Origin of the sequence: Alteromonas mediterranea DE, assembly GCF_000020585.3 — a bacterium.
Classification (GTDB): Bacteria; Pseudomonadota; Gammaproteobacteria; order Enterobacterales; family Alteromonadaceae; genus Alteromonas; species Alteromonas mediterranea.
The window spans coordinates 301870-315915 of record NC_011138.3 but is presented as its reverse complement, the minus strand read 5'-3'; the positions used below and the strand labels follow the sequence as shown (position 1 = coordinate 315915).

Annotated in this window: 13 protein-coding genes and 1 tRNA gene; 6 read left to right on the top strand and 8 right to left on the bottom strand. The window is 42.4% G+C overall.

Going from position 1 to position 14046, the window contains the following annotated elements; all coding sequences use genetic code 11:
- On the bottom strand, positions 1-750 hold the full coding sequence (locus MADE_RS01400; RefSeq protein WP_012516807.1) for an NYN domain-containing protein: 750 nt from the start codon (positions 748-750) through the stop codon (positions 1-3).
- 21 nt (positions 751-771) lie between these two features.
- Positions 772-1530, bottom strand: a complete 759-nt coding sequence (locus tag MADE_RS01395; RefSeq protein ID WP_012516806.1) for a DUF2034 domain-containing protein — start codon at positions 1528-1530, stop codon at positions 772-774.
- A gap of 128 nt (positions 1531-1658) precedes the next feature.
- On the opposite strand from MADE_RS01395, the gene MADE_RS01390 reads away from it, so the two are divergent.
- On the top strand, positions 1659-2678 hold the full coding sequence (locus MADE_RS01390; RefSeq protein WP_012516805.1) for a DUF429 domain-containing protein: 1020 nt from the start codon (positions 1659-1661) through the stop codon (positions 2676-2678).
- A gap of 82 nt (positions 2679-2760) precedes the next feature.
- On the opposite strand, the gene MADE_RS01385 is transcribed toward MADE_RS01390, so the two are convergent.
- The 6 genes from MADE_RS01385 to mutY form a co-directional block, all read right to left on the bottom strand.
- Positions 2761-3102, bottom strand: coding sequence for a DNA cytosine methyltransferase (locus MADE_RS01385; RefSeq protein ID WP_012516804.1), 342 nt, complete (start codon positions 3100-3102; stop codon positions 2761-2763).
- A gap of 253 nt (positions 3103-3355) precedes the next feature.
- The gene (locus MADE_RS01380) at positions 3356-4507 is read right to left on the bottom strand and encodes a hypothetical protein (RefSeq protein ID WP_012516803.1); all 1152 of its coding nucleotides are present in this window, start codon (positions 4505-4507) and stop codon (positions 3356-3358) included.
- Entirely contained in the window at positions 4500-5597 is a 1098-nt protein-coding gene (locus MADE_RS01375; protein WP_012516802.1) for a nucleoid-associated protein, read from the bottom strand. The genes MADE_RS01380 and MADE_RS01375 overlap by 8 nt, the downstream gene beginning before the upstream one ends.
- A 308-nt stretch (positions 5598-5905) precedes the next feature.
- Positions 5906-5981: transfer RNA gene (locus MADE_RS01370), tRNA-Phe, on the bottom strand.
- A 487-nt stretch (positions 5982-6468) separates the two neighbouring features.
- Positions 6469-6741, bottom strand: a complete 273-nt coding sequence (locus MADE_RS01365; RefSeq protein ID WP_012516801.1) for an oxidative damage protection protein — start codon at positions 6739-6741, stop codon at positions 6469-6471.
- Positions 6742-6794: 53 nt separating this feature from the next.
- A complete protein-coding gene (gene mutY / locus MADE_RS01360) occupies positions 6795-7862 on the bottom strand; it encodes an A/G-specific adenine glycosylase (protein WP_012516800.1) in 1068 nt (355 codons plus the stop codon).
- A gap of 134 nt (positions 7863-7996) precedes the next feature.
- Here mutY and MADE_RS01355 point away from each other — a divergent pair, with 134 nt between their 5' ends.
- The 5 genes from MADE_RS01355 (at position 7997) to MADE_RS01335 (ending at position 13944) form a co-directional block, all read left to right on the top strand.
- A complete protein-coding gene (locus tag MADE_RS01355) occupies positions 7997-8701 on the top strand; it encodes an alpha/beta fold hydrolase (RefSeq protein WP_012516799.1) in 705 nt (234 codons plus the stop codon).
- 91 nt (positions 8702-8792) lie between these two features.
- Positions 8793-9512: a tRNA (guanosine(46)-N7)-methyltransferase TrmB gene (gene trmB, locus MADE_RS01350; protein WP_012516798.1), complete on the top strand. Its 720-nt coding sequence runs from the start codon at positions 8793-8795 to the stop codon at positions 9510-9512.
- On the top strand, positions 9512-10594 hold the full coding sequence (locus MADE_RS01345) for a methyltransferase (protein WP_012516797.1): 1083 nt from the start codon (positions 9512-9514) through the stop codon (positions 10592-10594). Before trmB ends, MADE_RS01345 begins: the two co-directional genes overlap by 1 nt.
- Before the next feature lie 170 nt (positions 10595-10764).
- Positions 10765-12189: a glycogen synthase GlgA gene (glgA, locus tag MADE_RS01340; RefSeq protein ID WP_012516796.1), complete on the top strand. Its 1425-nt coding sequence runs from the start codon at positions 10765-10767 to the stop codon at positions 12187-12189.
- Positions 12190-12297: 108 nt separating this feature from the next.
- Entirely contained in the window at positions 12298-13944 is a 1647-nt protein-coding gene (locus MADE_RS01335) for a sensor histidine kinase (RefSeq protein ID WP_012516795.1), read from the top strand.
- Positions 13945-14046: the final 102 nt, after the last annotated feature.

Genomic DNA, 14046 nt, shown 5'->3' with positions numbered 1-14046 from the left:
CTAAGTGGTCGCGAAGATAGGACGGTACAAGATAATTTGTGTCGTCCCTTTTCCTTTCTGTCTCGTCATTTCAAAGACGGTAGGCAGACTGGAAACAATATCGGTCACTTTTGCTGCACCATAAGTTCTTGGGTCAAAATCAGGTTTTGCACGTTTTAGAAAATTACCAACTGGACTAACATTCACCCAACCATCATCATTCTGATATAACTCCCAAGCTTTAAGCATTGCTGGTATTAGCTCTTCTGCACCATTACCAGCGCTACTTTGCTCCTGTTTAGGTTTACCTGATTTAGAAACCTGACCAGCCTCTAGGTTTTCGGTGAATATAAAGTCATCACAGGCGTTGCGAAATGACACTGGCGTTTTTTTCTCACCTACGCCAAACACAAACTTCTCTGATTCTCTCAAACGTGACGCTAGCTTAGTAAAGTCGCTATCACTGGATACTAAAGCAAATGCGTCTATTTTTTCAGAATAGAGTAAATCCATCGCATCAATAATCATCGACGCATCTGTTGCGTTTTTACCCGTTGTATAAGCAAATTGCTGAATCGGCTGTATGGCTAATTCATTAAGAGGCGTCTTCCAGTTCTTCAACGCATCAATAGACCAGTCCCCGTAGGCACGCTTGATGAGAACATGGCCGTGTGCTGATATCTCATCCAAAATGGCAGAAAGTTTCGACAGCTGAGCGTTATCAGCATCAATTAGTACCGCTACTTTTTTATGAACATCCAAGTCTTTCATCAATTTTATCCTTAAAAATACTTATTCTGTGTAACGACATTTAGGAAAGGCAGAACAACCTAGAAAGGTATTGCCTGCATGGGCTCCACGCTTTGCTTGCCGTTCAACAAGATCACTTCCGCACCTAGGGCAAGTGGTCTTTTTTATCTCCTCTACCTTTGGCTCCGTTTGCACATCATGGATAAGTGAAAGCAGCTCGTCTCCGTCAATGAGTACAACGGGCTTATCAGAGGCGAAATCTATAGCTTGCTGGGTGAATTTACCCGAACAAATAATAATAACCTTGTTTGCATTGCTAGCGGTGAGCACGCCAAACATCTCACGTACCACGCTGACACCAACTTTTTGTGCCTTCCATTGTTTGCACTGAACGATGACTCGTTCATCGCCTTTCCTAAGCTCTAGGTCAATTCCACCGTCAGCACCAAACCCACCTTCGGTTACTCGATACCCTTGTCTACGATAGGCTTCTGCCACTAGTTCTTCGAAGTTGCGCCAGTGCAGCTGACGTATAGTTTCAATACTCTTTTGAGCATCTAATTGCTTGGCCTTGCGTCGAGCATTAAAAAATGAAAATGGAGCAATGAGTAATATGAAAATTGCAAAGTAAGGCGCAGGAACTGCGAGCGCCTTAAATACCATATTGATTAGCTGATTATTCGTCTCGATAGAAGGCAGCAAATGGCCCATCAATAAATAGGTAATTGCCGATGTTGTAACTGAAACCCACCATGGCGCTTGGAAAAGAAGGTCAGCAAAAGATGTGTTTTTTCTAGGCATAATCAAACATCCTTGTTAAATATCAAAAATATATTAACTCAGGCAATATCTTGATTGGGTATTAATTTCAATCGTGTAGTATCGTCTAACAATAGACGGTAGGTTTTTGAGAAATAGGAGAGGTAAACATGGACGTGTTTATCGGCATTGATGTCGCTTGTGCGAAAGATAAGTATTTACCGCTGGTGATTTGCACCAGACAAAATGGACAATTATTGCCGTTTCCATTAGCTAATTACCAAATAAAATCACCTAGAGGGTTGGGAAACGCTCTAACACTGCACGAAAAAGTAAATCAAGCATTTGCAAGCGATGTCGCGCGCTACATTGAAACGGTATGCGTCACCTATCAGTTGAATCCTGTTCGTATTGGCATTGACTCACCACTTAGACCAAGAGATAACCGGCTTAAACGCAGGCTCGCGGAACAGGCACTCGATAAGGCAGGCATCAGTTGTTACACAACGCCATCGAGAGACGATTTCGAAGCCATTAAGGCAAAGGGTATTGATCATCTGCAAGCAGATAAGCCAATACAAAACCTGCCACATGCTCATCAAATATTTATGCTATTAGGTTTTGCACTGAACGAGCGGCTAAGCAAAGTAGCTGAGTGCATAGAAGTCTATCCACACGCGACAGTGAAACAATTAGGCGTTGCTGATATCCATAAAAGCAAAGGGAATCAGGCCGAGTTACAATTATCTGCCATGTCGCAATATACGGGTTGGCCGATAACTAACGAAGACTGGGAACAAGCAGCCAACATGTGTCTTGGTCCGATGCACGATAGAGTGGACGCCTATAGTGCCGCATGGGTAGCCAGCTTACCCGAAATGGAGCGTACCTGTTTTGGTGACCCAGAGAAAGGCGATGCTATCTGGATACCAAAAGTTAAGCCTATAAACGGTATATCTGCAAAGCCACCGACAAAGCCCATTCCCATAACCAAGACAAAACAGGTTGTCTCCAATGCAGAAAATAAGCGTTCTTGTCCTGCCTGTCATCAGCATGAATTTAAACGATGGCCGTTTGGATGGGACGCGCATGCTACTCACAAGTGCACTGGACTTAAAGCGGTCGAGCCTGAGGCAAGAAAAAAGGAGTTTAAGCGGAGGTTTATAAACAGTTCAAAGAGTCAAAACTAAAAGATAGGGGAAAATTCAGCTGACAGGGAACTACATGAAATTTAGATTTGCGCTCGTTCCCCCATAAAACTCCAATAATTTTTTATAAAAGCCGAGATAAGCAGCTACCTAGTGCAGCCCCTAGTATTGGTGGAACTGCATTACCTACCTGAGTATATTGAGGAACCTCAAATTTTCTCATGTTCCCACCAGTAGTAACTTTTAAACGAAATACAAATTGGTCGGGAAAAGACTGAATTCGAGCCATTTCTCTAACTGTCAGTACTCGAAGCTCGTGATCATCATAGTGACAAGCATCATCCGGAATGGATAAAGCAGCAGGTGCAGGTGAGTTAGCAATTAAGGCTTTTTGAGTTTGTTTCTTCGTAGGATGAGCTTTCAAGTAATTTTCAAGTTCTGCTTTAGAGCCAAAGCGATATGGCATTGGCTCGTTTGCAAAGATAGCTTAAAACCTCGACTTTGACTTTCAGGCGGGTGTGTTCAAAAACCTATTTGTTTTTTATATCGAAAAAGCAAAGGACATATACCGGATATGGGAAGGCAATTTTCTACAATCTGGGCAGAAGCTGTCAGTTTTTAAAGTAATTAAAAGCCAGAACTAGTACAGAGGAAGAGACGCACATCTAACAATTTAAACGATAACTTATAACATTCACGCCATTTTTCATGCGCCCTGTTCAAAACTTCCAAAATACAGTTGCACATATTAAGTACATTGCTATGACCGAAATAATTATATCCCTTAGATTTCTAATATCTTTGATACTATCCTTCTCCGTTTCAGTTACTGAAGTCATTGCAGCTTCAATTTTCTCTGAAATAATGCTCTTTGCGAAATTGTTATTAATATCGGCTGTACGACTTTTATATAGTTGCAGCTTCGTCTGGGTATTTTCCGCTATACGTTTTATAAACTTCTTCTTACTTATTAAGGATCTGAAAACTAACAAAAGAGCTAATGAGGCACTAAAAATTAATGCCAGACTGACACTTTTTTCGGCACCTCGCAGAGCTGAAGCGAGTATTACAGCCCCAGGGACAGCTAATGCTTGCATGTAAAAACCTTGAATCTGCTCTTCCACTTTGTTTATAAAATCACCTACATCCTCTTCCAAATCTTTAACAAAGTCTTCAAACGAAAAACTTTTTAAATAAGTTTCATAATTGATGTGAAACTTATTTAAAAGCTCTTCTCCAAACTCTAAAAAATCAACAAAACATAAACCATTATTTTTCACCATATCGATAATAGAAACCCTCATAGTCGAAAGCTTCTCACCTTTATGTGCATCATTCTTATTTAATGACTTTAACAACTTCGATGGGTCAGTAATAGAATCTACAAGACCTTCTATTACTGATGAGCAAATATCAGCAGGATTAAAAGTAACGACTGTAGAAGATTTATTAGATCTATGATCTATGAATACATAGGAAAAACTTCTCTCTTCTCGGTCATTCGAAAAAAAATGATCAGCAGTCATTCGAAAAAATTCGAACCAACCATTAATATTCTTCATAAAATCATCAACTTTCACGAAAGAGTTTCCAGCACTTAAGATTATTACTTCATCCGGGTAAGCTCCTTCATTGTATGATAGTGCTGATTCTAATAAATCATGAAAATCTTCATAAATAAAATCTAGCTCTTCAACAGAGACTGTCCCAACATTACTATTAACATCAAAATGGTAACTTTGATGGTTAATTGGAGAAAAGAGTTGCTTAAATTTTTCTTCCTCCAATTCCTTTGATGTCAAAAAATCTCCGTTTACAAACAACTTTCCCTCACAAAAAAACTGCTTTAAATTTGCAGATATTTTAGTCATCTTGTAACTTCTTAAGTTCTTCTATAATAGCAGGGTCTTTTATTTTCGTTTTTACAGTTAGCTCATTATTGTTGCTATTAAAATCAACATTCCCTTTCCTACCCACTCCTTTAAATAGGGACTTTTTAAGTTTTAACTCACCAACTTCAGTATCCAAAGAAATAAAGACAAGTTTGTCCCTATCACTCTTTGTCACTTTAAATTCTTCATTAACTTTATAGTTATATTCATGTATAAAATCTTCGAATGATGATGAAGATATTTCAATATTTTCTTCTTTTCGAAGCGTAGAATAAATCACAGCGCTCAGCTCATGAACTTTAGTTGCGAAACTTTGCCTTTCATTATAGTCAATTCTTCCAACAACTTTACTTATACATTCTTCACGCTGTGTTCTATCTAATTTTTTATGCTCTAAAAATTTATTTAAAGCATCAATTACGTTAGTAACGCTCTCATTGTTCTTAATCAAATTATCTGCATCAAAAAAATCAACAAAGTAATTAGTTGTGCCGCCACTTCCGTTAATGAATGAAACGTCTATATCTTTTTTTTCTGAAATAGATTCAACGAATTCACCTATGTTAATTATGGCTCCTTGCATTACATCTTCGAAATCAATTATATTTGTGCCTCTCGGAGCTCCATCATCGTTAAAACGAAGTGCTGACTTATCTTTTAACAACACAACTAAAAGATTTTCAACATACGATGTGTTGTCTTCTGTACTATCTTCTCTCTCCTTCTTGTATTTGAGAAAGATCTGAACAACTTTACTCTGAACTCGCGATGTCTTTAGCGCAATACTGTTCTCTGTTTGCATACTTTTGACAAAATCAAAGAAGCTTATTTTGCCTTCACTAATTAAATGATTGTGAAAGCTACTAGCTAGTGATTTTGGCTTAGGTGGAAAAGAAATTTTAGCGTGATTTTTTGAGCGCTTGCGAATTTTTTGCTCAGCTTCCTTCGCAAAGTCAACAACATAGCTATTTGTAACATCCCAAGAGTGTCCGATAGTGCTAACCCATTTTTTTGTTTCGTCATCTTGTTTATAGGGTATGCTTATACCGCCAGAAACTTCTATCTTCATTTTTATAAACTTCCCAGTTTAACAATTTTCTCAAATGAGTTTACCAATGTAATAGTTAAAGACAACTGCTCTATTACGAGCCATTGAGGTGCTCGAATATCATGGAAATTGAATTGGGTAAAATATAGAGATGTTATAAGACAACTATAGGGAATGCATGGTAGATAATATAAGCAACAACAGGAATGCTGCCCATAGGTGGTATAGAGTCATAGCTACTCCGATTTGAGTTCCACTACGACCCACTAATATTACATTACTGAAAATAAAAAAGCCCCGATCATTTATGATCAGGGCTTCATTATAAGTGGTGCCTCGACCCGGGATCGAACCAGGGACACGCGGATTTTCAATCCGCTGCTCTACCAACTGAGCTATCGAGGCACTTAAACTGTGCTATGTAAGCTTTATAAAAAACTTTGCAAAACTTTGCAAGCTTTATCGAAGTGCTTACTAACTTTAAAACTATTGCTCCAAAAGCTTTTCTGGTAAATCTGATTGGAAGTGCTTGCACTTTTCAATCCGCTGCTCTACCAACTGAGCTATCGAGGCACTTAAACTGTGCTATGTAAGCTTTATAAAAAACTTTGCAAAACTTTGCAAGCTTTATCGAAGTGCTTACTAACTTTAAAACTATTGCTCCAAAAGCTTTTCTGGTAAATCTGATTGGAAGTGCTTGCACTTTTCAATCCGCTGCTCTACCAACTGAGCTATCGAGGCTGAAACTTGTTAGCGTTCTAGGCGTTTGCTGCCTGTCCTGCTGTGGGTGCGTATTAAACGGTTTTCGCCTTCACAAGTCAACCGTTTTTCTCGCTTTTTTTGCGCTTTTATTACTGTTTGCACATTGTTTGCTCAAAAAGCGCTTTTTTGCTTATTTTTCAGGCGGAACATAGCCTTCAATTGTAGGCTCAACGTCGTCGAACAAGTACGCCGACATTTTTTCTTCCAAAAATGCACGGGCATTCGGTTCCATCATATTTAGTTTGTGCTCGTTGATTAACATGGTTTGTTTCTTTTGCCACTCGCCCCATGCTTCTTTTGAGATATTGTCAAAAATACGCTTACCCAGCTCGCCTGGGTACAGTTGAAAATCTAAGCCATCGGCTTCTTTTTGAAGCTTACGACAAAATACGGTTCTTGCCATGTTCTTTCCTTTCACTTTCTGCTTAGCTGTTCATATAGGCAGCTACGAATAGCTTAGCCTATTAACTGCTTAATAATTTTGGTAGTCGGCGCTGCTAAACCCACTTCAATAGGCTCACCCAACGAAAACCAACGAAATGCCGTATCGGCTACGCGTTTTGTTGGTGGAGAGTTTACCACGGCCACTACCGGGGTGATATCTAAATGAAAGTGACTGAAGGTATGGCGAAACGTTTCAAGTGTTTTAGTTTCTTCAACATTTACGCCTCGTTTTTTAAACTGCTCAATACCTTCTTCTATTGAAGACACTTCGATAAACCCGTATAAACCGCCCCATAGCCCCGTTGATGGGCGCTGTTCTAAGTACACTTGGCTATTAAACTGCGCTACCATCATAAAGGTCGCTTTCTCTGGCAATGCCTTTTTAGGTTTTTTACCCGGGTAGTCGGTTTGTGCGCCTTGAGCGTAGGCAATGCAGTCGGCTTGAAGCGGGCACTCATCACACTTGGGCTTGCTTCGCGTACAGATTATCGCGCCCAAATCCATCATCACTTGGGTGTAGTTGGCGCAACGTCCACCTTCTGGGTTGGTAGGCGTGTTTTTCTCGGCCACCTCCCAAAGTTGGTTTTCCACTTTTTTCTGCCCCGGCCACCCGCTTATCGCATAGTAACGCGCCAGCACACGCTTCACATTGCCATCTAAAATAGCAAAGCGCATATTGCGAGATAGCGACAATATGGCCCCTGCGGTTGAGCGCCCTATCCCTGGTAAGTCTATGACTTCTTCTAGGCTAAAGGGGAACTCACCGTTGTATTCATCCACCAACCTATTCGCTGCTTTGTGCAAGTTTCTTGCTCGTGCGTAGTAGCCAAGGCCTGTCCAATGGTGAAGCACATCGTCTTGGGATGCTTTCGCTAAGTCATGTACGGTGGGGAATGACGCCATAAAACGTTCAAAGTAAGGAATTACCGTGGTGACCTGGGTTTGCTGGAGCATAATTTCCGACACCCATACCTTGTACGGCGTGACCTCTTGCTGCCAAGGCAGATGCTTTCGCCCGTGTTTGTCAAACCATGCAAGCACTCGTTCTGCAAAGCTGCCTGTGTATTGTTGTTCTGTCATAATCGTCTATGTTTGGTAGTGGATATCGTCTGCCCGTTGTGTAACGACGTACATTTGTTTTGTGCGTACAACCGTTCATAAAAAAGCGCGCTATGGTAGCATGTAACTAGCCATTTTATTGTTAAGGAGCACACGTGTCTGTGCAGCACCCTGTTTTGTTTTTTCCCGGTACACTTTGCGATGAACGTATTTTTTTATCGCTATGGCGACAGTTAAATATAGCGCAACGCCGCTACGTGCCCCTTCAATGGGCGTCGTCACAAGAAGAGATGCTGGCATTAAGCGAAGACCGTATTCTAGATAACGAAAAAGTGCATCTAGTGGGCTACTCCATGGGCGGGTTTATTGCCTCGCTGGTGGCACAGCGCAACCCACATAATATCGCATCGGTAACCCTGATTGGCTATAACCCTGAAGGCTTGTCAAAAGAGGAAATCGCCAAGCGAAAACAGCTTACTTCCATGCTTAAGCAAGGGAATTTCAAACCCGATAACGATGCCTATTTATCCCGTTTTATTCACCCTTCACGCCTTAACGATGACAAGGTTGCTGGTGTTGTAAAATCGATGGCCCAAGATCTAGGTAAAACGACCTTACTTAATCACACCCTTGCGACTACGCCCCGAGAAAGTACCGTTAAAGCGCTGGCTAAGATCAACGCGCCGACAACACTTATTGCTGCTCAACAGGACGCGATTGCACCTGCCGCAGCAATAGCGCAACTTAAAGCGCAACTGCCTAAGGCAAACTTTCAAGTCATAGAAAATGCCGGTCATATGATGGTGTTAGAGCAAACCGATGCGGTAGCGTCTATTATTGCAAAACAAATTGGCGTATAAAAATACAGCATTTTTACCACGATAGCGTTGCATAACCTGCGGGTAAGTGGATAATGCGCCACCAGAAAATTGGGTTAGAAAGGCATTGCAAATGAGGCAATTCAAAAGTCAGGCGGAAGCAGAAGCCGCTGGAGTATACGTAAGCAAAGTGAAAAGCTTCGTGAAACGCGAAGGTAGGCTTACCAAAGCACAAGAGAAAGCGTTGGCAGACTATTGGCCGACAAAAGGCATCGACTATTCAGAGTCTACTCTGTCCTTGCCAGATGTGTTTGGTCGCAGCGCACCTGTAGTGGTTGAAATTGGCTTTGGCATGGGTAAATCGTTGGTTGAAATGGCCGCGAACGCCCCAGAAAAAGACTTTATCGGCATTGAAGTACATAGACCGGGCGTTGGTGCGTGCTTAGCTGATGCAAGCGAACAAGGCGTTGAGAACTTACGTGTGATGGAGCATGACGCGGTTGAAGTACTTAAAAATATGATCCCTGACGGCTCTCTGTCTCGCCTGCAGTTATTTTTCCCCGATCCATGGCACAAAAAGCGCCATCATAAGCGCCGTATTGTACAGCCTGAATTCGTTGAATTAGTACGCACGAAACTCGCTGTAGGCGGTTGTTTCCACATGGCAACAGACTGGGAACAATATGCTGAGCATATGGCCGAGGTAATGAATAATGCTGAAGGCTACACCAATACAGCGACCGATAGTGACTATGTACCTCGCCCAGACTACCGCCCTATCACCAAGTTTGAAACTCGTGGTCAAAAACTTGGCCATGGCGTATGGGATTTGATTTACGAGCGTACTAAATAATGATTCTATCTCCTCAAAGCCAATTACTAGAGCGTAATATTGCGCTATTCGACGAAGGACAATGGGCTTTTATTAACCCGTCTGATGCCTATTTTCTAGACGGCTTAAAATCTCAGGAAGTTACGGTTATTCACCAGTATTTTGATATTTTTGCTGAGTGTGTAAGGGTAATACCTTCAGCGTCCTTCGATAGTAGAGATATTACCAGTAAAGGTTTCGAGGTTTCCCAAAAGGTAGGCAACCACACCCATATATTTACGCCATTTGTGGCGCTAGAAAAGTCACACACTGATGTGATGATTTCTTTACCTAAAGCAAAAACCCATTTTCAGATGCTGTTAAGAATGGCCGCCAGCATGGTTGGTCAAAATGGCCGTATTCACGTTGTTGGTGAAAACAAAGGCGGCATTAAAAGCGCCGCCAAATTAATGCAGCAATATGGCGCAACGCAAAAGGTAGATTCTGCGCGCCATTGCAGCCTGATTACCGTTATTGTTGAAGCGCCTCATCTTGCCTTTGAAGCCGAAGCATGGATTGATACCAATACGTATGCCGTTGAAGGTACGTCTTGGAAAGTGGCTTCTATGCCGGGTGTATTCAGTTATAAAGAACTAGATGCAGGTACGGAGCTTTTATTAGAAAAGCTCTCTACGTCGCTCAGCGGCGACGTACTCGACTTTGCCTGCGGTGCCGGGGTTATAGCGAGCTATATCATGCTTAAATACCCACACTTGAAGCTGCATTTGACCGATGTCAGCGCCCTTGCTATTTACTGTAGCGCACTGACTTTGGCGGAAAACCAGCTGGCAGCGACCTTGTATGCTGCCGATGGACTGCACGGCATGACTAACAAGGTACAGCACATCGTTACCAACCCTCCATTTCACACGGGTATTAAAACTGACTACACGGTGACTAAACGTTTCATTTCAGATGCGAAAGCACGTTTAACCCGTGGGGGTACCATGCAAATGGTCGCCAACCGCTTTTTGCCTTACCCTGGCTTATTATCTGAGCATTTTCAAACGGTATACACCACAGCACAAACGTCTCAATTTTCCGTTTACCAAGCGACTTTGTAATTAAAAAAGCATTAAGCTTGTGCTAGGTTAGTTTTCTACCTGTTGCGTGCGGCCATTGTATTTACCACACAATGGCCCTTAGCGCTTTTTCCGTACTTATTAGTTGTATGACAAGTGCTCGGCTTATACGCATAAAAAGCATGAAGCACTTTTCGCTCTGGAGATCACCTGTGAACATTGTATTTGCTATTTCAGAAGTTGAAGAATTGGTAAAAACCGGCGGTCTGGCAGATGTTGGAAAGGCGCTCCCACTAGCGCTTAACGCGCTTGGTGACGACGTCACTATTGTCATGCCCTATTATCAAGTACTTGCTGACCAGCTCAACTTACCTACGGTAACTGAACAGCAAACCTTATTTACCGAAGGCCAAGTTTACCACTTTGATATCCGCCATATGCTATGGCACGGCATCCCTGTTTATTTTATCGACTCGCCTGTTCATTTTATGCGCGAGGGGCTTTATGCCAATGCCTTTGAGGGGTATGAAGACAATGGTGAACGCTTTAGTTTCTTCAGCGGCGCTGTACTTCAAACGTTAAAAGCCATTGATACACGAGCAGATGTGATTCACTGTCACGACTGGCACACCGCGATGCTGCCATTTTTGCTCACCTATGAACAATCTGGTTTCTTTAAAGAGACTAAAACCGTCTTCACCATTCACAATGCCGCATTCCAAGGGGTTCATAAGCTGGAAACTATCCCTTTCCTTCGCCACCACCCTCATATTTTAGCGCAAGTACACGGTGGCTATATCAACATGCTGCAAAGCGGTATTGAATTTGCCAGTAAGGTGACCACCGTTAGCCCTAACTATGCCAGAGAGTTACTCACCGACTTAGGCAGCCACGGCCTTCACGAGCGCCTAGTTAATCGCCAAGCTGATTTAAGCGGTATTCTTAACGGGTGTGATTACACCCAGTGGAACCCAGAGACTGACACATTCTTACCTGAGAACTACAGTGTCGATAACCTCCACCCTAAGACATCGTGTAAACGGGTATTGCAGGAAAAGTGTGGTTTACCGCCAAAAGCGGCAGTACCGCTATTAGGTATGGTTTGCCGCCTGACAGAACAAAAGGGCTTTGCCTATATCCTACCTATATTGGATGATTTAATTAAACACAATATTCAAATGGTCATTGTGGGGACGGGCGACCCAAAAGTGTGTATGGATCTTGGGGAATTTGCACAGCAACACCCCGACCAATTTGCATTTATTAACGGCTTTAGTTCAGAGCATGCACATTTAGTTGAAGCGGGTGCAGACTTCTTCCTTATGCCTTCTCAATTTGAACCTTGTGGGCTTAATCAAATGTACAGCTTAGCGTACGGTACAATACCTATCGTTCGTTCTGTGGGTGGCCTAAAAGACACGGTTATTGACTACAGTAACAGCGACAATGGCACCGGCTTTGTGTTTGACGACCCTACACCACATGCCCTGCTATCCTGCATTCGCCGTGCTTTGCTGGCATTTTATGAAGATGCAGGGAAATTCAGAGAAATGCAGCAACGGGGAATGCGCACACGGTTTACTTGGGAAGCCGCCGCAAAAGACTATCAGCAACTCTATGCATCAACACAGCACTAGCGGTCTCAGCCTATATTAATTATTGTTTATGGGCTTCTTTCTTTTTGCACAATTTTGCGCCACTATTGATGTATGGACGACGCGGATGGACCTAACGCCAAAACGGATATGACAGATAAAGCCGTCAAGCTTTCGATAAAAAGCCTTTTTCTTTGGGTGGTAATGTCAATTACCACTTTCTCCCTTGCGGTGCTGTCTAGCCTTGCCGTTTACACACAAATTAAAACCTACCGTCACGAACTTGAATCTAATGCGCTCATGCTTGCGAAACTTGTCGCCAGAAGCGCAGCGACATACCTTTACGACGAGACACCGGAACGTATTGAAGCAGCCTTAAGCAACCTTACTGCGGCCGAACACGTGCTAAACGCTCATGTTTATAAGGCGCAAAACAAGTCGTTAGCGCCTCAAATTTTTGCTTCATATAATAAAGAAGGCCAGTTATTACTGGGTGGCAAAGAAAACCAGTTGTCAGCACTTTTTATGGCGCCTCAACTGGCTGATAACGGTAAGTACCTAGAGCTAAGCACCAAGGTGTTCGACACAGAAACCAACATCTCATTAGGCTGGGTTTATTTAAGGGTATCGTCTGACAACTTTAATCAGCTTGTTGGAAAGTCTATTTGGCTTAATTTGGCGGTAGCACTCGCGCTATTGGCCATTAGTTTTTATTCGGCGGTGCGAATGCAGCGCATTGTTACCGGGCCTGTGGAAAATATAGCGAATTTCTTACAGCGTACTTCTCGGCAACGAGATTATTCCGCGCGAGCCAGCGGCTCGACAATCAAAGAACTAGATATTCTTGCTGACGCCGTTAATGTCATGCTGTATCGCATGCAGGAGTATATGCAAAAGCAACGGGAAGCCGAAGAACAGCATCGCAAGCTTAATGCTAGCCTTGAAGATATGGTTAGCCATCGTACCACTGCCTTAAAGGACGCTAATCAAGAGTTAATCCAAACGCTAGAAAAGCTTCACCAGTTCCAGCGCCAAATTGTACAAAATGAAAAAATGGCGTCACTTGGTGATATGGTGGCGGGGGTCGCTCATGAGGTAAACACCCCCATCGGTTTAGGCGTCACTGCGTCGACCATGATGTTAGACAGATTAGCCGTTATTCAAAAAGATTTTGAAAATAAAACGCTAAAAGCGAGCGCAATGAAGCGTTTTTTAGATGAGAGTAATGAAAACTTAAACATCATTTATCGCAATTTGAACAGAGCTGCCGAGCTTATTAGCAGTTTTAAGCAAGTTGCAGTCGATCAAACGTCAGAAACTAGCCGAAGTTTTTGCGTTGTACAGCTAGTTAATGAGATACTACTGTCATTGCAGCCTCGACTCAAAAAATTAAAACACAACATCAACGTAAATTGCGACCCTACCCTTAGCGTTGAAACGAAGGCTGGCCCAATAAACCAAATCTTGATTAACCTGATTATGAATTCAGTTATTCATGGGTTTGAATCTATGGAAAAAGGCACGATTGATATTCGTGTCGAGTTGGTGAGTAACAATAAGCTCAAGCTTGTTTATACCGATAATGGTAAAGGCATTCCCCCTGAAATTCGCAAGCGAATATTCGACCCCTTCGTGACAACAAAGCGTGGGCAAGGTGGTTCGGGATTGGGGATGCACTTGGTATACAACTTGGTAACGCAAGCCCTCAACGGTTCAATATCAATTACCGGCGAAGAAGGTGATGGCGTGGAATTTGTAATAATATTCCCCGTTGTTAATGCGAAAACCTCAGAATAGTTGTATAAAGTATGAACTTTTCTTGATTTTTATTGGCTAACCCCAATACCTAAACAGTAAGAATATTCACAAGTTGCTTGCAATCAAGTGCATGAATATTAA

Excerpts from the sequence above, each read along its gene's own strand:
- trmB (WP_012516798.1), top strand. The coding sequence starts at position 8,793 with ATGAGGCAATTCAAAAGTCAGGCGGAAGCAGAAGCCGCTGGAGTATAC.
- MADE_RS01385 (WP_012516804.1), bottom strand. The coding sequence starts at position 3,102 with ATGCCATATCGCTTTGGCTCTAAAGCAGAACTTGAAAATTACTTGAAA.
- MADE_RS01380 (WP_012516803.1), bottom strand. The coding sequence starts at position 4,507 with ATGACTAAAATATCTGCAAATTTAAAGCAGTTTTTTTGTGAGGGAAAG.
- MADE_RS01400 (WP_012516807.1), bottom strand. The coding sequence starts at position 750 with ATGAAAGACTTGGATGTTCATAAAAAAGTAGCGGTACTAATTGATGCT.
- MADE_RS01345 (WP_012516797.1), top strand. The coding sequence starts at position 9,512 with ATGATTCTATCTCCTCAAAGCCAATTACTAGAGCGTAATATTGCGCTA.
- mutY (WP_012516800.1), bottom strand. The coding sequence starts at position 7,862 with ATGACAGAACAACAATACACAGGCAGCTTTGCAGAACGAGTGCTTGCA.
- MADE_RS01395 (WP_012516806.1), bottom strand. The coding sequence starts at position 1,530 with ATGCCTAGAAAAAACACATCTTTTGCTGACCTTCTTTTCCAAGCGCCA.
- MADE_RS01390 (WP_012516805.1), top strand. The coding sequence starts at position 1,659 with ATGGACGTGTTTATCGGCATTGATGTCGCTTGTGCGAAAGATAAGTAT.
- MADE_RS01375 (WP_012516802.1), bottom strand. The coding sequence starts at position 5,597 with ATGAAGATAGAAGTTTCTGGCGGTATAAGCATACCCTATAAACAAGAT.
- MADE_RS01335 (WP_012516795.1), top strand. The coding sequence starts at position 12,298 with ATGACAGATAAAGCCGTCAAGCTTTCGATAAAAAGCCTTTTTCTTTGG.
- MADE_RS01365 (WP_012516801.1), bottom strand. The coding sequence starts at position 6,741 with ATGGCAAGAACCGTATTTTGTCGTAAGCTTCAAAAAGAAGCCGATGGC.